15 protein-coding genes are annotated in these 17486 nt (G+C 61.4%); 10 read left to right on the forward strand and 5 right to left on the reverse strand.

Annotation, left to right across the window (positions count from 1 at the left end):
• Positions 1-81 precede the first annotated feature (81 nt).
• From V6M50_RS10205 to V6M50_RS10245, 9 genes are all read left to right on the forward strand, one after another.
• Entirely contained in the window at positions 82-2049 is a 1968-nt protein-coding gene (locus V6M50_RS10205; protein WP_332818453.1) for a polysaccharide biosynthesis protein, read from the forward strand.
• A gap of 132 nt (positions 2050-2181) precedes the next feature.
• On the forward strand, positions 2182-3615 hold the full coding sequence (locus V6M50_RS10210) for an O-antigen ligase family protein (protein WP_332818454.1): 1434 nt from the start codon (positions 2182-2184) through the stop codon (positions 3613-3615).
• Between the two features lie 40 nt (positions 3616-3655).
• Positions 3656-4378 carry a polysaccharide biosynthesis/export family protein gene (locus tag V6M50_RS10215; protein ID WP_332818652.1) on the forward strand — a complete coding sequence of 241 codons (723 nt, stop codon included), beginning with the start codon at positions 3656-3658 and terminating at the stop codon, positions 4376-4378.
• 53 nt (positions 4379-4431) lie between these two features.
• Positions 4432-6651, forward strand: coding sequence for a GumC family protein (locus V6M50_RS10220; protein ID WP_332818455.1), 2220 nt, complete (start codon positions 4432-4434; stop codon positions 6649-6651).
• 2 nt (positions 6652-6653) lie between these two features.
• Complete coding sequence (locus V6M50_RS10225; protein ID WP_332818456.1) at positions 6654-7895, forward strand: hypothetical protein; 1242 nt, start codon at positions 6654-6656, stop codon at positions 7893-7895.
• 9 nt (positions 7896-7904) lie between these two features.
• On the forward strand, positions 7905-8624 hold the full coding sequence (locus V6M50_RS10230; RefSeq protein ID WP_332818457.1) for a hypothetical protein: 720 nt from the start codon (positions 7905-7907) through the stop codon (positions 8622-8624).
• Positions 8606-9820 carry a hypothetical protein gene (locus V6M50_RS10235; protein ID WP_332818458.1) on the forward strand — a complete coding sequence of 405 codons (1215 nt, stop codon included), beginning with the start codon at positions 8606-8608 and terminating at the stop codon, positions 9818-9820. The genes V6M50_RS10230 and V6M50_RS10235 overlap by 19 nt, the downstream gene beginning before the upstream one ends.
• A gap of 4 nt (positions 9821-9824) precedes the next feature.
• A complete protein-coding gene (locus V6M50_RS10240; protein ID WP_332818459.1) occupies positions 9825-10631 on the forward strand; it encodes a glycosyltransferase family 2 protein in 807 nt (268 codons plus the stop codon).
• A gap of 33 nt (positions 10632-10664) precedes the next feature.
• Entirely contained in the window at positions 10665-11621 is a 957-nt protein-coding gene (locus V6M50_RS10245) for a UDP-glucuronic acid decarboxylase family protein (RefSeq protein WP_332818460.1), read from the forward strand.
• Positions 11622-11679: 58 nt separating this feature from the next.
• On the opposite strand, the gene V6M50_RS10250 is transcribed toward V6M50_RS10245, so the two are convergent.
• The 4 genes from V6M50_RS10250 to V6M50_RS10265 form a co-directional block, all read right to left on the reverse strand.
• A complete protein-coding gene (locus V6M50_RS10250; protein ID WP_332818461.1) occupies positions 11680-12585 on the reverse strand; it encodes an FkbM family methyltransferase in 906 nt (301 codons plus the stop codon).
• A gap of 85 nt (positions 12586-12670) precedes the next feature.
• Positions 12671-13264, reverse strand: coding sequence for a serine O-acetyltransferase (locus tag V6M50_RS10255; protein WP_332818653.1), 594 nt, complete (start codon positions 13262-13264; stop codon positions 12671-12673).
• Between the two features lie 9 nt (positions 13265-13273).
• Complete coding sequence (locus V6M50_RS10260; RefSeq protein WP_332818462.1) at positions 13274-14605, reverse strand: O-antigen polymerase; 1332 nt, start codon at positions 14603-14605, stop codon at positions 13274-13276.
• Positions 14602-15504, reverse strand: a complete 903-nt coding sequence (locus V6M50_RS10265; RefSeq protein ID WP_332818463.1) for a phytanoyl-CoA dioxygenase family protein — start codon at positions 15502-15504, stop codon at positions 14602-14604. The genes V6M50_RS10260 and V6M50_RS10265 overlap by 4 nt, the downstream gene beginning before the upstream one ends.
• A 259-nt stretch (positions 15505-15763) precedes the next feature.
• Here V6M50_RS10265 and V6M50_RS10270 point away from each other — a divergent pair, with 259 nt between their 5' ends.
• The gene (locus tag V6M50_RS10270) at positions 15764-16300 is read left to right on the forward strand and encodes an acyltransferase (RefSeq protein WP_332818464.1); all 537 of its coding nucleotides are present in this window, start codon (positions 15764-15766) and stop codon (positions 16298-16300) included.
• Here V6M50_RS10270 and V6M50_RS10275 read toward each other — a convergent pair.
• Positions 16256-17482: a hypothetical protein gene (locus tag V6M50_RS10275; RefSeq protein ID WP_332818465.1), complete on the reverse strand. Its 1227-nt coding sequence runs from the start codon at positions 17480-17482 to the stop codon at positions 16256-16258. The genes V6M50_RS10270 and V6M50_RS10275 overlap by 45 nt on opposite strands.
• Positions 17483-17486: the final 4 nt, after the last annotated feature.

The raw sequence follows: 17486 nt of genomic DNA on the forward strand, positions 1-17486 counted from the left end.
CAATCATCTTTTCCGCTGCTAAGAACTTCTGTGCAGGCAACACTGCGGACAGGGATGGCACCACCAAACGAGAGGTTGAGAATGACGACATGGAACGGCGAGCAGCTTTTGCTGCGTGAACGCGCCATGGCCTCTGGCGTGCAGTGGATCGGCTATCTGGCCGATATGCCCCGCGGGCGGCGGCAGCAGTTTGCCGCCTGCATGGATGCCGTTTTGTGCGTGGTGGCCGTGTGGATCGCCCTCTCGCTGCGCGTTGGCGAATGGGAGCTGTTTACGCCCCCCGTTGCGATATTGTCGGGCGTCGCATTGTGCCTCTGGTTCCCCGTCGCATGGTGGTGCGGCATTTACCTGTCGATCATCCGCTTTTCGGGTGGCCGCACGATGATGGGGCTTGCCGTCGCCATCGCCGCTTTCGCGGTGCCGATGGTGGCGATCTTCATGGTGGTCGGAATCCCTGGGGTTCCTCGCACAATGGGTCTGCTTCACCCCATCATTTTCCTCGCGCTCCTGTCGATGAGCCGGCTGTCGATCCGCTTCGCGCTGATCGACATATTGCACCGCGCGAACGGCGTGCGCGAGCTACGGCGCGTCCTCGTGTACGGCGCGGGGCGCGCGGGGCAGCAATTGTCGCTGTCGCTGCGGCATGAACCACATGTCCAGGTGCTGGGCTATATCGATGACGATATTCGCTTGAACGGCCAACGGCTCGACGGTGTGCCGATCTATTCGCCCCACCGGCTCGATTGGGCTATCCGGACGCTCCGGATTGACGAGGTGCTGATCGGGCTGCCGCGCATTTCGCGCGCGCGCCGCCGCGAAATCATCGATACGCTGCAGCATTATGAGGTGCAGGTCCGCGTCCTGCCGAGCGTCAGCAGGATCATCGACGGTGAAGTCTCGATCAACGACCTGCGCGACGTGCAGATCGACGATTTGCTCGGCCGCGACCCCGTTTCGCCCAACGAACTATTGATGAGTCGCAACGTAGCCGGGAAAAAGGTGCTAGTTTCGGGCGCCGGCGGATCGATCGGCAGCGAATTGTGCCGCCAGATACTGGCTTCGCGCCCGCGGCAGCTCATCCTCGTCGAACAGTCGGAATTCGCTCTTTACGCGATCGACGACGAACTGAAGGCCGCGGCAGCCGAACTGGGTGTCGACACGGTCGAAATCATTACCGAACTGGCCAATGTCGCCGACAGGCAGACCGCGGCAAGGGTCTACGCCCGCTGGAAACCCGACACGGTGTTTCATGCGGCGGCGTACAAGCATGTGCCGCTGGTCGAGGCGAACCCGGTCGCCGGCCTCCGCAACAATGTGTTCGGCACCCTCTACAGCAGCCTGGCCGCGGAGGCGGCCGGGGTTGGCACGTTCATCCTGATCAGTACCGACAAGGCGGTCCGTCCCACCAATGTGATGGGCGCGTCCAAGCGCATTTGCGAACTGGTCCTTCAGGCCCGGGCAGCGCAGAAATCATCGACGGTTTTCACCATGGTCCGTTTTGGCAATGTGCTGGGGTCGAGTGGTTCGGTGGTCCCGCGTTTCATGGCGCAGATCGAATCCGGTGGGCCCGTCACGCTGACTCACCGGGACGTGACGCGTTACTTCATGACCATCCCGGAGGCCGCGCAACTGGTGATCCAGGCCGGCGCGATGGCGAAGGGGGGCGAGGTATTCGTGCTCGACATGGGGCAACCCGTCCGAATCATCGACCTTGCCGCGTCGATGATCCGGTTGTCGGGCCTGTCGGTTCGCGATGATGCCAACCCCGATGGCGATATCGAAATTCGCGAAATCGGAATGCGCCCCGGCGAAAAGCTGTATGAGGAATTGCTGATCGGCCAAGCGCCGCAACCGACGGTGCACGAACGGATCATTCGCGCCAGCGAGACGATGATCGCCTGGCCCGACCTGATTTCGCAGCTGGAAGCGCTGGCGAAGCTGCTCAATGCCGGGGATTCCGCCGCCGCGCTCGATGTCATGCGCGCGCTCGTTCCCGAATATGCGCCGCCGAACGAGGATACGAAATCAGCCACATCATTTGTCGCCTGACGTTGAGCCGGTCCCTCTGTCGGGGCTGGACGGTGCTTCAAACTCGCCTTAACTGACGCGCCCGCCCGGACGATTCGCTTCGTTTCCCGCGCAAACCTGAAATCAGCACCCTGCCTTGGAACATCCGTATTTATGATCAGCGTTGAACCGGCCGCCGACAGTAAGGATCAAAACGGCCGCGCCGTCTTTTCCGTCCTTGTCGGCTTGCTTGCCGCGACGTTTCTTTTCGGCGGGGCGTCGCGTGGCGACGTCCAGTCGTTGGCGCTTCTTCGGCCGATGTCGGCGATCATCCTCGTCGTAGCGCTCTTTCTGGCGTTGCGCCAGGCATGGAAGCGGCAGTGGCAACCGGTGGCCCTGGGGCTCGGCGTCGTTCTCCTCACCGTCGTACATCTGGTTCCGCTGGCGCCTTCGCTTTGGCAAGGCCTGCCGGGCCGCGAGACCATCGTCGATGTGTTCACGGCCACCGGCCAGCCGCTGCCCTGGCTGCCGGTTTCCGTGGCGCCGCTCACGACGTGGAACGCCTTTTTCGCACTGATGGGGCCGATGGCCGCTTTGCTGCTGGCGCTGGCGCTTCCCGACCGGTACTTGCCGACTTTGCTGAAAATATTGCTGGCGATCGGGTTGGTCAGCGCCCTGGTCGGATTGTTCCAGTCGATCGGCCCGAGTAACGGCCCCTTCTATTTCTATCGCATCACCAACAATGGTACCGCGGTCGGCTTGTTCTCGAACCGCAATCATCAGGCTATTTTCCTGGCGACGCTGTTCCCGATGCTTGCTGCTTTCGCCGCGATGTCCGAGGGGCGGCCAAATCGCGTACGCGCCCAACGCGTGCTCGCGGTGGCGGTCGGCGCGTTTCTTGTCCCGCTGCTGCTGGTCACCGGTTCGCGCGCGGGCCTTCTCCTCGGTGTGGTCGGACTTTTCTCCTGTTTGTGGGTTTATCGCGCGCCTTCGTCGGAAAAAAAAGCGGTGGTACCGGTCAAGGACCGACGCCGGATGGCGATGGTGATGGCGATGGTCGGCGGAGTGGGGCTGCTAGGCCTGTTGACGGTTCTCGCGGCGAGGGCTCCTGCTTTTCAGCGACTAGTCGAAATGGACACGAACGAGGACCTGCGGCTTCGCGCCCTTCCAACCATATGGGATGCGACATGGTCTTATTTCCCGGTCGGAAGCGGGATCGGAAGTTTTGTCGAGGCCTATAATATCGTCGAACCGCAGGCACTGCTATCGCCCAACTATCTGAACCACGCCCACAATGATGTCCTCGAGGTCGCCATGGTGGGGGGCTTGCCGGCCATGATTTTGATGCTCCTTTTCGCGCTCATGGCGGCGCTGGCATCGTGGCGCTTGGTGAGGGCCAAACTGCGGGCGAAGCGCTCGGTTTTCGATCAACGGGACCGGGCAATCATTATCGGCCGCGCGGGCCTTGTCGCCATGATGATCCTTGCCATTGCAAGCATTGCCGACTACCCGCTCCGAACGCCGTCGCTTGCTGTTGCGATGATGGTATTTGTGGCGTTTGTGGTGTCGGGGTGGCGGGCGGCGTCTTCGCCGCCACCGGCCACGTAACAGTGATAGTGCAGTCGAAGATAAGGTTTGAATCGTGGCAATGAAGTTGTTCCCCCTGTTTGTGACTGTTGCGCTGCTCAGCGGCTGTGCCGGCGGACCCCCGGTGCTGAAGGGCAGCCCGATGGTGCAGGTGGTCGATGCGACTGAATTGCCCGCGCCGACCGAAGCCGATGGTGCCGTCGGCAGCAAGGGCTATCGCATCGGGCCGTTCGACCGCCTGGTCGTCGATGTGTTTGGCTTCAATGAACTGCGGGCCCGGGAAATACAGGTCGATGCGGCAGGCAACATCGCTTTGCCGATCGCCGGAACGGTAAATGTCGAGGGCCGCACGCCCGCCGATGCGACCGCGTTGATCGTCCAGCAGATGCGCACAGCCTATGTTCGCGATCCCAAGGTTTCGGTGAACCTGATGGAATCGGTCAGCCAATATGTCACGATCGACGGTCAGGTCACGCAGCCCGGCAACTATCCCATGGTCGGCGACATGACCTTGATGCGTTCGGTCGCATCGGCACGCGGCGCGAACGAATTTGCCAAGCTGAACGACGTCGTCCTGTTCCGGACGGTGAACGGCCAGAAGATGGTGGCGCTGTATGACCTCGCGGCGATCCGTCGCGGCGATTACGCTGATCCGCAGGTTTACGCGCGCGACGTGATCGTTGTCGGGGATTCGCCGGCTCGTCGTCTGCTGCGCGATATCATTCAGGGTTCGGCGCTGATCACCACGCCGATCGTTGCTCTCATCCAGAATTCCAATAACTAATCCGTCGTGACTGTCTCTTTCGTCCGACCGACAAGCTGTGAGCCGTCAAATCCATGAATGAAATTACGCCGATGCGTGCCGAGGACGGCGCCGGTATTGATGATCCTGTGATAGCGGGCCGTGAAAACGCGGTTCCGCCGCTCCTGCAATATTGGAACATGGTCAACCGGCACCGCATGCTGATCGCGGCGATCGTCGCGGTTTGCCTGATCGCCGGCTTTGTGGCGACATTGCTCGCGACGCCCCAGTTCAACGCGACGTCGCGGATCGAGATCGCGCGTCAGCAGAATAATGTCACGAATGTCGAGGGCGTGCAGTCCGAAGAGGCCGGTCGTGACCTCGAATTCTATTTCACACAATATTCGCTGCTCGAAGCGCGCTCGCTCGCCGAACGCGTCGTTCGCAAGCTCAATCTGGCACGAAACGACGCTTTTTTCGAGGCTGTCGGCGCCGAACCGGAGCAGGGGCTGCTTGGGCTCGGGGCGAGCGACTCCGCGGCCATCAGCAGCGCCGAACTGGCCAACCGCCAGCAGATCGCGATCGAAGCGCTGCTCGATAATATCAGTATCTCGCCGATCCGCGGGTCGGCGCTGGTCGACGTGTCCTTCACCAGCGCTTCGCCGAACATCTCGGCGCAGGTAGTCAATGCGTGGGTCGAGCAATATATCCAGCAGAGCATGGATCGCCGCTTCGCATCGACCGCCGATGCTCGTCAGTTCCTGCAGACCCGGTTGGAAGATCTCCGTGCGCGTCTCGAGCAATCCGAGCGCGACGTCGTCAACTATGCGGCCGATCGGGGCATCGTCCGGCTCGAGGCCGGTGACGGTAACAAAGCCGGCGGCGGCAATACCCAGACGCTTGCGACGACCAATCTTCAGGCACTCAACGCTGAATTCGCCAAGGCAACCGCCGACCGGGTGACCGCTGAGGGACGCCTGGATGCCGCAAGGGCGCGGGGCGCCAGCGTGGAAGCGCTACAGAACCCCGCAATCAACGGCATGCGCGAACGTCGGGCGGAAGCCGCCGCGCAATATGCCCAAATGCTGGTTCAGTTCGAACCCGAATATCCTGCGGCAAAAGCCCTCCGCGAGCAGGTGGACAATCTCGACAAGAGCATTGCCCGTGAGGAGCGGCGCGTGCTCGACGTGTTCGTGACGGCCTTCGCCGCCGCGCGCGAGCGCGAGGACGGCCTGCGTTCGCGCGTTGAAAGCCAACTGTCAAAGCTTGACACCGAGCAGCGCAACAGCATCCAGTACAATATCTATCTGCGCGAAGCCGATACGAACCGCCAGCTCTATGACGGCCTGTTGCAGCGCTATAAGGAAATCGGCGTTGCCGGCGTAGGCGCGAACAATATTTCGGTTGTCGACACCGCCATCGTCCCCACGAAGCCGTCGTCGCCGCGTCTTTCGATAAATTTGCTGATGGCTCTAGCCGCCGGCTTGATTCTCGCGCTGGTCGTCGTGCTCATCATCGAAAACCTCGACGAAGGCATCCGCGAACCCGACCAGATTCCGCAAAAGCTGAACGTTCCGACGCTTGGCGTCATCCCGGCGATTGAGGATGGACTTGCGCGTGATCAGGTAGGCGATCCGAAATCGGCTTTGTCCGAAGCCTATCAGACGGTGCGTACAAACCTGGCCTTCTCGACCGATCATGGCGTACCCAAATCGCTGATGATTACGAGTACCTCGCCGTCGGAAGGCAAGTCGACAACCAGCTATGCCATCGCATCGGTTCTCGCGCGGACCGGGGCTTCGGTCGTCATCGTCGACGTCGACCTTCGCAAACCCGTGATGAACAAATATCTGGGCCTGCAGAACGTCAAGGGCGTCAGCGATTATCTCGCCGGCGCCAGCGATCTGGACGCGATGCTCCAGCCGACCGACCGGCCGAACCTGTCGTTCCTGTCGGCAGGCCCGGTCCCGCCGAGCGCCGCCGAGCTGCTGAGCGGCGAGCGGCTTGGGCAGCTGGTCAACGAACTGGGTGACCGGTTCCGCCATGTCGTGCTCGACAGCCCGCCGATGCTGGGTCTTGCCGACGCACCGCTGATCGCGAGCAAGGTCGAAGGCATCGTCTATGTCGTCGAGGCCAAGCGCACGCCCGTGCGCGGGGTGGCGAATGCCCTAGTCCGTCTGCGCGATGCGCGCACCCGCATTTTCGGCGTCGTACTCACCAAATATCGCAGTGACCAATTCGGCTACGGCTACGGCTACGGCTATGGTTACGGCTATGGTCATGACGCGGCCGATACCGACGCCGACAAGGGCTGATCATGGTCCGGTCCCTCAGGATGCCATCGATCGGCACCGAATGGCGCCGGCTGTTGTCGATCAAAGCGGTGATCATCGCGATATTGGCGGTCGCCCTCGCTTTTTTCGCCTTCGCCAACGCGGCGGCACAAATCGGGGCAAAGCTGCCGGTGTTCAAAGCGCTCGGCCCGGCTTTCTATAGCAGCAAAGCCGATCTGCTGAAGCTTGAAATGGCGGCCGCCAAGCGGCCTGCAGCGGCGGGCGAACCGCGTTTCGGCGCGATGGCGACAGCGACGCTGTCCCGGTCGCCGCTCAGCGCGCGCGCGCTTCGGGATTATGCCCTGCATCGCGAAGCGCGGGGCGATGCCGCTGGAGCGCGAAAGATATTCCGCGCCGGCAACGCGATTTCGCGGCGGGACGGGCTCACGCAATATTGGCTGATCAACGACGCCGCGAAACGCGGCGACGTGCCTGGCGCACTCAACCATTTCGATGCCGTCTTGCGCACGATGCCCGAAGCGACGCAGCCGATGATCGAACGACTGGCAATTAGCACCATTCTCCCCGAGGCACGACAGGCACTCACACGCTTTGTCCGGAAGGATAATCCGTGGCTGGTGCGGTATGTGGAAGCGGCCGTCGCGAAATTGCCGAAAGTCGAGCCATTGGCGCAGCTGTTCGTCGACTCTGGACGGGCGCCCGATCTTCCTGCGCTGCGCTCGCCTTATGGCCAGATCGTCGAAGGGTTGGTCAACGATCAGAAAACGGCGCTGCTCCGCCGCTTCTATCCGCTGCTGCCCAATGCGAACGGCAGCGATCTCAAGAGCATCGCGATCACCGAGGAGGCGTTCCGTGGCGGCTATGCCCCTGTCGTCTGGGACCTTGGCCAGTCGAGCGACCGTGGCGGCGCGCTGTTGACGTCGGATGGCGGGCTTGGGCTTGAGCTTTATGGTTTGCCCGACACGCGCGGTATCGCGGCGAGGAAGCTGTTGGTGCCCGCACCGTCGGCACAGCGCTTCAGCTGGGTCGCGACGGATCGTAGCAGCAACCAGGATAGCGCCGCGTTCTGGGTATTGAGCTGTTTGCGCGATGGCGGAAAAGGCAGCGAGGTTCGAAGCACGAACCTCCTCGCGCCCCAGGTTCCGCTCAATGGGCAGATGCCGCTTCCCAAAGGATGCGATTCGATCATGGTCTCGTTCGAGATCGATGGCGGAACCGGACGCGATCCAGCCCGGATGGTCTTCAGCTCCGTCACGGTCGATTGACCGGACGGATTGGCAGGCAAACTGCTGATCGTGGACGACCCGCTTTTCTCGCCATCGACGGGCGCCTCGCGCCTCGTGGTGATCGGCCGTAACTCGGTGCTTTGGTCGCGGATTGCGGATTGCGTTCTTGCGCAGCGACCGGACAGTCTTGCTATCGGGCACCGCGATATCGGGGGCGTGGAACTAACGGCCGACGATTGCGTGTGGATATTTTCCTACGCGCCCGACGAGGACGAAAATCGCCGGCTGTTCGACCGAGTGAAGGCGCTGGGGGCCGGGCGCCATATCTACCTGTCGTCTGCAACCGCCAATATTGCCGATCAAATTCATTGTTATCGCTATCCGCGCGTAAAGGCGGAAGGCGAGCGTGACGCAGCGCGGATACTTGGCGCCAGATCAGTACGGATCGGCCTGATCCATGATGAACCGACCGAGCTGCCGGCGGGAACCAGCGCCGCGACGCGGCTCGACGACCTGATCGCTGCTATGCTCGCCTCCGATGGTTTGCCCGCTAGCGAGAGTGGTGCCGTCCCGCTTTTCCGGTTGGTTGAGCGCCCCTTCACCGGTGCGCTCGAACATGCGGCATATCGCACTTATGGCGCTCTCCTTCGGCTATGTGGACGACGCCCTTGTCTGTTGCGGCCGCTCGATCTGATGCTTCGAGCGATCGGCTGGCGCTGGTACGGCTATTTCCGGTTGAGCAACGAACGATGCATTACGACGATATAATCATCGGGTCGGGCCTGTCGGCGTTGGCCGTGGCGCTTGGTCTGCGCGAAGCGCAGCGGCGTCGCGTCCTCGTTATCGCCGGGGCGGAAAGCGGATTGCGTACCTATCCCGGCGCCAATGTGCCCGCGGCTCGCGGCGGGCGAGGGGGCATGGGCGAATATTGGCACGGCGTCATACCATTGAGCTTGCATCACCGGCCCGCCGGGCTGGATGATGACAGCTGGGTGCGGCTGGCGGATCATTTCTACCCGTCGGCAGATCTTGGGGGCCATATCGGACATGCGCAGTATTTCGTCCCGCGGCGCCCGATCCGCCCAGCGGATCATTTCGCGGCGCTTGCAAGTCAGGGCGAGGTCGAGATCGCCGACGTCGACGCGGTTCGCATCGAGCCGGGGCAAGGGGTCGGCGAGACCCAAGGGGTTATCACCGCCGATCGGCAGTTTTCCGCGCGGCGCCTCTGGGTTTGCGCGGGCGCCCTCGCTACCCCCGCATTGCTCGCGCGCTCGGGACTCATCGATGGCGACGCGCGCAGCGTGTCGGATCATATCATCGGTTATGCGGGGCAGGTCGATGCCGACGAGGCCACCGAAAGCATGATGGCGACTGTCAGGCGCGGGCCCGAGGGCGTCTTTTTTCCGTTTCGTTTCGGCGGCGCGCACGATCATTTTTTCACACTTCGTCCGGCGCGCTTCGATTTTGCGAAGGTCGATGCGGGAATCGCGAAACGCGCGGTGTTCGGCCTGCCGACCAGCCGCATTGTGTCGGGACTGGCGGGCAACATTTCGCCGGGATTGATCGCGGAGGCGTTCTACAACAAATTCGGGCTGTTCGCGCATGCGCCGCGCTACAGCGTCTATTTCCAGACGCTCGCCGCCGACGCCTATCTGCTCGACGCGGACGGTGGGCTCGCACTCAACCCCGATCGCGGGGCAGGCGGTGCGACTGCCGCCCCAAACGCCACGGTGCCCTTTGCAAATGTCGCGCGCACGCGGCAACCGGAGCTTTACATTCCGGGCATTCATCTCCACGGGTCGCTCACCCAACCGGAATGCGAACACTTTGGACCGGAACGCGAATTCTGTAACATTCACCTGGTCGATGCTGCGGCTTTGCGGGATATCGGCCCCGAACATCATAGTTTTGCCATGATGGCAGCGGCCTATCGCCGTGCGATCACCTTGGCGAGCCAGGATTGATTTCATGCCCCGCATTTCCGTTGTGGTTCCGGTGTACAACGCCGAAAAATATATTGGCGAAACGCTGGAAGGCATTACCGTGCAAAGCTTTGCCGATTTCGACGTCCATGTGGTCGACGATTGCTCCACCGATGGGTCGGCGGCGATCGTCCAAGACTGGTGCGCGCGCGATCCGCGTTTTCATTATCATCGCTCGCCAAGCAATTTCGGCGGTCCGGCGGGCCCGCGCAATCTGGGTGTCGCCGCGTCGACGGGCGAGTTTGTCGCATTCTGCGACGCCGACGACATATGGGTGCCGTACAAGCTGGAGACCCAGCTGGCGGTCGCCGAGGCTACGGGCGCTGCGGTCGTATCCGCGGTGATTCGCGACTTTGCCGATGGTGACCCGCTGCCGCATTTCGCCAAGCCCCAAACGCCGGTCCCGACCAGCCGTATCAGCCACGCGAAGCTGTTGTTCAAGAACTGGATCGCGCTGTCGAGTGTCGTCGCGCGGCGATCGGCGCTTGTTGCTGCGGGTGAGTTTAATCCCGCCAAAACCCACGTCGCAGTCGAGGATTTCGACATGTGGCTGCGGATCACCGGGATGGGCGGCAAGGTGATCCGCGTCGGCTTGCCGCTGGTCCACTATCGCAAGCTGCCGACGTCGATATCGGCGAGCAAGTCGATGATGATCCGCAAGGCGCTGAATATCATCGGCGAAGATTATGCGCGGCGCGGGAAGGGCGGGTTTTTCCGCGTGATCCGCCCGGTCCATTGGTTTCTATATGTCGGCACCTCCGCTTGGATGCGTGCCGTCCGCCGCGAACTGTGAAACGCGTGCGCCATTTTTTCTGGGAGTGAAGTGATGACGTCTGGTTATGATTCGAAGCGCATTCTGGTAACGGGCGCTGCCGGATTCCTCGGAAGCCACCTGTGCGAGCGACTGGTCGACCAGGGGCACGAGGTGCTGGGCATCGACAATTATTTCACCGGGCGCCGCGCCAATGTCGCGCACTTGCTGAATCGGCCGAATTTCGAGCTGATGCGGCACGACGTGACGCTTCCGCTATTTGTGGAAGTCGACGAAATCTACAATCTCGCCTGCCCGGCGTCGCCCGTTCACTACCAGCATGATCCGGTGCAGACGACCAAGACCAGCGTTCATGGCGCGATCAACATGCTGGGTCTTGCGAAACGGACCGGCGCGAAGATCCTGCAGGCATCGACTTCCGAAGTCTATGGCGACCCGGAACAGCATCCCCAGACCGAGGAATATTGGGGCAATGTGAACCCGATCGGGCCGCGATCCTGTTATGACGAGGGCAAGCGCTGCGCCGAAACGCTGTTCTTCGACTATCATCGCCAGAATGGCGTGAAGATCAAGGTCATGCGCATCTTCAACACCTATGGCCCGCGCATGCACCCCGAGGACGGACGTGTCGTCTCCAACTTCATCATGCAGGCGTTGACCGGCCAGCCGATCACCATTTATGGCGACGGTCAGCAGACGCGATCCTTCTGCTACGTCGACGACCTGATCGAAGGCATGATCCGGTTGATGAATTCGCCTGACGAGGTCACGGGTCCGATCAACATCGGTAATCCCGGCGAGTTCACTATCCGCGAGCTGGCGGAAAAGGTCGTCGAAATGGTCGGCGCGGAAGCCGAATTGGTATTCCGTGACCTGCCGGTCAACGACCCGATGCAGCGCAAGCCCGACATCGGCAAGGCGCAGAGCATCCTCGGCTGGGAACCGACGGTCTCGCTCGAGCAGGGTCTCGAAAAGACGATCGGATATTTTCGCGGAATCGTGACGAGATAAGACACGTGCGGAGTGCCGCCGCGCTGCGGCGGTACTCCCCGGTCAAACCGCAAGAGGCTTAGCTCAGCTTGCCGACGGGTATCAGCAGGGCGAGCGGATACACTTCGTCCAGGCGATTGACGTCGATCCGTTCGAGCTTGTAGTTGCGCCCGGTGAAAAGCAGCTTGATCGAACGCCACAGCAGGTTTTTCCCCACGTCGTTGACGCGGATGCCCCAGAGTTCATAGCCGTCGAGCGACGTAACGAGTTCGGTCAGTCCGAGCTGCGAATTGGTAAACCACTCGAAGCCGACCAGCGGCTTGTACTGCTTGAGCAACGGGGCGATGGCGGTGATGATTTCCTCCTCCATGCCCTCGACGTCGATCTTGATGAACGCCTGATTGAGCTTTTCGCCGAACTGGCCGACGAAATCCTGCGCGGGACGGAGCTCCACCGCATACTCGTTTCCGAATTGCTCGCTGGACAGGCCAAAGGTTTCGGGCGGTAGCTGCGAGCGCTCCTTCACGCGCGCGATCGAATGATTGTCAGCGGGTTCTGCAAGCGTCCCGGTCGATTGTTCGTTGGCCAGGCCGAAATTGTGGCAGGCGACATGCGCCATATTGTTGCGGAGGACGTTGGCGGTCAGGATCCGGAACAGCACCGGATGCGGTTCCACCGACTCCCCTTGCGCGAAAAGCCCGGCGAGAGAGACGGTGTGGTTACCGATATTGGCGCCGATATCGATCATCAGCTCGCGCTGGTCGACGCGCTTGATGACATCGACCAGCATTTCGATGACCCCCTTTTCAAAGAGCCCCTCGGAAAGGATGTGGCGATCGATGTTGCTCGTGATTTCGGTAAACAGGCGATGCTCGCGCTTGGCTGCCTGTTTGGCCAGAAGCGTCAGGAAAGAATAGCTGAGGAGATAGCGCAGAGTGTCAACGCCTGGCCGGGTTTCGTAATATTTTGTCTTCAGCTTCGACACCGAAAGCTCCCTTTGACTAGGTTCCTGCCAGCCCGCATGGGCGGCCCGGCTCTATGGTTAAATCCCTGACCTTGAAAGCGCAAAGTTACGCCGACGGGTGGTTGACGATATCGCTGGGGTTTTCCGGCAAATCCCTGGCGTCGTCGCGCGCGGGCAGGGGGCTGATGCGGGCTGGAACCCCTACCGCGAGATGATAGTCGGGAACATCCTCCAGCACGACCGCATTCGCGCCGACGACCGCGCCGCGTCCGATGCGCACGGGACCGATGACCTTGGCGCCGGCGGTGATCAGCGCGCCATCCTCGACATGCGGGCGCTGGGCCACATCATATTCGAAATCGGCGAGCTTCGCCCCCAGCGTCACTTGCTGATAGATGGTCACATTCTCGCCGATATGACCCGCGCCCAGAATCGTGCCGACGGTATGGGGGACGACAAGACCGGGTCCGATCTGCAGCCGTGCCGGAACTTCGAGACCAAAGATCAGGAAATTCAGAAAGCTGAATATTTTCGCCAATCGGCGGAAGCCCTTCGCATGGCATCGTTGCGCGACGCGGATCAGGACAACCGGCGCAAATCGCGGCGAAAAGGCGCTGAGTGTAGATCGGCGCGGCGCCGGCTGTTTTGCGAATTCAAACAGCCGCCGCCAATCGGCGTCGAGATAATCGCGCAATCGCATCGGCACGGTTCAGGCACTCCGGGTGCGAAGCGCAACGCCGGCGACGAGTGACCAGGCGATGGCCGGCCAGATCGTCGGCACGAGCGAGATGATCGGGGAGAAGATGCACAGCGTGAACATCACGGGACCGATCAGCGACAGCGGGCGTATCTCGCCGCGCCAGAACGAATCGATGCTCTTCCCCGAAAAATAGCCAATGATCAGGGCGAGCACGATCGATCCGCCATTGCCGAAATCGACATAGCTATGGCCGTAGAAGGTCGCGTAACTGCCGTAAGTCGGCAGGTTGGCGAGCACGTCGTATCGGATGTCGATGCCGGTTGCCATCATCACGGCCTGACCGATATGCGGCATCTGGTAGAGGCCATGAGCATGCTCGAGATAGGGCTGCTGGAGGAGGAGGTCGAGTTCGTTCACACCCTGGGTAATATAGAGCCACAGCATGCAGATCGAAAACCAGAGGCCACCGAATGGGCCTTCGAACAGATCCAACTGGGAATAATTGGGGGTGACGTCAAAGCTGCTGGCCAGCTGCAGATAGGCGGTCGCGAAATAGTCGCCGCGTTCGAGCGCGCGCGTGATGAAGACGTAGGAGAAGAAGGAAAGCATGACCATCGCGAGCAGGGCAAGGCGGATGAAGGGGATCTTCCTTTTGCGTGCGACCCGGCGATGCGGATCGACGGGAGGGAAGATCAGATAGGCGGTAACGACTGTCACCGCCGTCGACGCGATGAAGAAGCGGCCGCCCTCGAACAGTAACTGCTGGAGGACGGTCGTCGCGGCGGTCGCGAGAAAAATGAGGCGGGTCGGGGTTTTAAGATGCCGCCAATAGAGTACTGCGATCATGGTCGTCGGCAAAAAGGCCGGGATTAGCAATCGGCCGACGCCGCTGAATGCCGAGGACCGTGCGGTGCCGCTGAGCGCCGCATTGACCTCTTCCGTGCGGATCGCGGCGGCGGCTGTCGTGAAGCCATAGCCACGCAGAATGGCGAAATCGAAAACGAACAGACCAATTCCGACCGCGACAATGCCGCAAAATGCGATGATCCAGCGATCGATGCGGACCGGGATGCGCATTTGCCGCCCCACCTGGCGCGGCGCCCCCCGTCCTGCACCGGACAGCAGATAGGCCGCGGACAGCGCGGCGACCCACAGGAACAACCAGCCCCAGGTCACAATGCTGACCGGGTCCCATTCCCCGCCGATATTCATCTCGTGAAATATCGCCATCGAGACCCATGCAAGCGCGAAGGCCGCCAGGCATATCTGCGGCGCCGTCCAGCCGGCGAGTTTTGCCGTGGACGTCACCGGACGAATTGTTGTGGAACTGCCAGGAATCATGCGACGCGACAATAGGCCCGGTTGATGTACGGGTCGAGGGTCGTCCCTTCAAACTCGCTTTGAACCGTGCGAACCGGCCGCCGGGGGCCACCGATATACTCTTCGAAGCTGTAGAGGACCTGGAAAATGAGGCGAGGTTCGTCGCTCGGCGGAACGCCCCGGTGGAGCCCGAAGGTGTTTTCGAGGAACATCGTACCCGCGGATCCCGTCAATTTCAGGATATCCTGCTTTGGGAAATTCTCTTCGACGCTGTCGTCGGAATAGCGAATGCGCTCGCTGAGTTTTTCCGACCTATGCGACCCCTTGACGAACATATGCGGCCCGCTGGTTGACGTCACGTCGGTCAGATAGACGAAAAGCTTGGCGAAACGCAGGTCGTCGACGTCGCGGTGGAACATCTCGCCATGCTCGGGCTTTCCGCGACCGGGCATCGACCACCATGCGGCCATGTAGCTGATCGTCGGCTTGGCGCCGAGGACTGCGGCGACGGCATCGAGAATCAGCGGGTCGTTGGCAAGGCGAAGGCAATGCGGTGCATGCGCGACCTGTTCATTGCTGAAATAGCCGACATGCGTTTCGGGGGGCGCATTGGCCGGCGCGATAAACTGGCCGAGGTTTGGCCGATAGGGATCGGCGCAAGTGTGGCTTTCAAAATAGCCCCGTATTTCAGTTAATTGCTCATCGTCCCAAAGACGGGGCAGCATGGCGATACCGTCGGCTGCGAGCGCCTTGGCTACATCGGATTGTTCCGCTTCCCTCGACGGCAGGCGTGCCAGATGCGCCCGCGCAAGCTTTTCGCGCTCGCCGAAAGTCGCGACGTTGCGATGACCGTAATAATAGCGGTATCGACGATCGACAGCCGAATTCACGGCGGCTTTGATCAGGGGCATCACGCGCATCGAATCATCTCCAAAAAATCGTCGGCATCTTGCAATCCAGCCAAGGCACTCCCGATTTCAGCCGCGCGCTAACAAAAACCGTTTCGCGCCGTCTTTAAGCTGCCGCCGGTACAGGAAGCCGCAAAATGGATCAACGGCCGCTTTGCCAATATCGCCGGTTTTGGTAGCAAGCTGCCTTATCGCGTCCTGTGATCGAAGGGCGGTAGTTGCAGACCTTTTTAGCTAGAGTGTCCACGCCGTTGGGGTTAGAATTCCTATCATGAAAACAATGATTTCAAAATTCGTCGTCTTTGTTGACAGCATATTTTTCTATTTGGGAAGAGTGGTCGGCAAAAGCAGGGCGCATATCTGGTTTCCGGGGCGCAGGACGATATTGGATTACTCCAGCACCATCAAATATCCCGAGCGAATTACGATGGGACATGACGTCTGGATTGGGTCCGACGTATCGATTGGCGCTTATTCCGGCATAACGATCGGTGATCGCGTCCGCATTTCGCACGCGGCCTTTATCGAAACGGCGTCGCTCGATATCCGCGCCGACCAACTGCCCTATGAACATGTCGGCAAGCCGATCAAGATCGACGACGGCGTATGGATCGGCGCACACGCGATCATTCTTGGCGGTGTGCATATCGGCGAGCGGGCCGTGATCGCCGCGGGCGCGGTCGTGGTCAAGGACGTGCCGGCCCACAGCGTTGTCGCGGCCACCGCGGCGCGGACGATCGGAAGCCGCGCCCCGAAGTCGCTATCACCGGTCGGTGAGCGTGTTGATGGCAGCAAGCTGAACGATTAACTGGCACAGTTTGGCTCCAGCGAGGCCCCAGATATAGGCCTCCATCTCGACCGTGCCCGCAATGATGAGGATTGTCAGCACACCGAATGCCGTCAGGTTTCCGGCGGCGGCAATCGTGATGATGCGCTCGCGATCATGCGCTTGCAGCATCCAGTCCGCCGTCGATGTGATATTCAGCGCCGCCAGCACGGCCGCGGGAACGATCACCGATTCCGTAAGCGCATATTTGTCGATCATCGGGGCAATTAGCGGGACATGCATGCCAATCCACATGGCGACGAAGGCCGCCAGGCTTATCGCGGCCAGCGCCGTCACGATCAGGAAAAAGCGCCGCTTCTGACGTGCGAGATTCATGCCGCCATGTTGCCAGTGGACGAGGCGCGGACCGACGACCTGATCGCAAATCGCGATCGTTGTCTGGAGTGCGCCGACGAGCACTAGGAGGAAGCTGAGCGTGCCTACTTCGGCCGCGGAGAGCGCAAGGGCCGCCACCGGGCGGTTGAGGTAAAAGGGCGCGCTGACCAGCGCGCTGCCAAGAAAAACCAGCATCCCCGCGTGTGACGCCCGGCTGGAATGGGACTCCGCGCCGGCGGGCGATGCATCGGCGGAGGGACGGCGCAGCGCCGCGCGCATGATAGCCCCCCCGCAAATCGCCCCGATCGCTTCACCCCACAAGGCGCCGATCAGGCCAAAATGGACAGCGGCAAAGACCGTCAACGGCAGCGTGATCGATGCGCGAAGGAGGGAGGTCACCCCCAGCGGAAGCGTCGTCGTTCCGGCGCGCAGCGCCGAAGCCATGATCGACGACCAGGCGTTTCCGAACGCGATCAGTGTCATCGCGGCGGACACAGAGGCCCACCAAAACCATCCGGCGACGGCCAAGGCAATGGTCGCGATCGCACCGAGCGCGGCTATCCGCAGGCCGACGAGGCGTGTGACATGGTCAGCGCGCCCGACGATTTCCGCCGATCGGCCATCGACAAAAAAACGGGGAAAGAGCTTCCTGGTCTCCTCGATCAATCCCAGCCCCGCCAAGGGGGAAAGGAACAACGCAATGGCCATCAGGATCGCATAGCGGCCGAAGTCTTCGGTGGTCAGCAATCCCGCCAGCACGAACGCCCTGGCAAGACCGAGCGCCGACGAGCCGGCCATCAACAGGAAGAACAGGCGGTTGGCCTTCACGGCG

Source organism: Sphingopyxis sp. (assembly GCF_036675685.1).
In the GTDB taxonomy this organism is placed as follows: domain Bacteria; phylum Pseudomonadota; class Alphaproteobacteria; order Sphingomonadales; family Sphingomonadaceae; genus Sphingopyxis.

Excerpts from the sequence above, each read along its gene's own strand:
- V6M50_RS10255 (WP_332818653.1), bottom strand. The coding sequence starts at position 13,264 with ATGCGATTGCGCGATTATCTCGACGCCGATTGGCGGCGGCTGTTTGAA.
- V6M50_RS10245 (WP_332818460.1), top strand. The coding sequence starts at position 10,665 with ATGACGTCTGGTTATGATTCGAAGCGCATTCTGGTAACGGGCGCTGCC.
- V6M50_RS10210 (WP_332818454.1), top strand. The coding sequence starts at position 2,182 with ATGATCAGCGTTGAACCGGCCGCCGACAGTAAGGATCAAAACGGCCGC.
- V6M50_RS10260 (WP_332818462.1), bottom strand. The coding sequence starts at position 14,605 with ATGATTCCTGGCAGTTCCACAACAATTCGTCCGGTGACGTCCACGGCA.
- V6M50_RS10235 (WP_332818458.1), top strand. The coding sequence starts at position 8,606 with ATGCATTACGACGATATAATCATCGGGTCGGGCCTGTCGGCGTTGGCC.
- V6M50_RS10205 (WP_332818453.1), top strand. The coding sequence starts at position 82 with ATGACGACATGGAACGGCGAGCAGCTTTTGCTGCGTGAACGCGCCATG.
- V6M50_RS10215 (WP_332818652.1), top strand. The coding sequence starts at position 3,656 with ATGAAGTTGTTCCCCCTGTTTGTGACTGTTGCGCTGCTCAGCGGCTGT.
- V6M50_RS10240 (WP_332818459.1), top strand. The coding sequence starts at position 9,825 with ATGCCCCGCATTTCCGTTGTGGTTCCGGTGTACAACGCCGAAAAATAT.
- V6M50_RS10265 (WP_332818463.1), bottom strand. The coding sequence starts at position 15,504 with ATGCGCGTGATGCCCCTGATCAAAGCCGCCGTGAATTCGGCTGTCGAT.
- V6M50_RS10225 (WP_332818456.1), top strand. The coding sequence starts at position 6,654 with ATGGTCCGGTCCCTCAGGATGCCATCGATCGGCACCGAATGGCGCCGG.
- V6M50_RS10220 (WP_332818455.1), top strand. The coding sequence starts at position 4,432 with ATGAATGAAATTACGCCGATGCGTGCCGAGGACGGCGCCGGTATTGAT.
- V6M50_RS10270 (WP_332818464.1), top strand. The coding sequence starts at position 15,764 with ATGAAAACAATGATTTCAAAATTCGTCGTCTTTGTTGACAGCATATTT.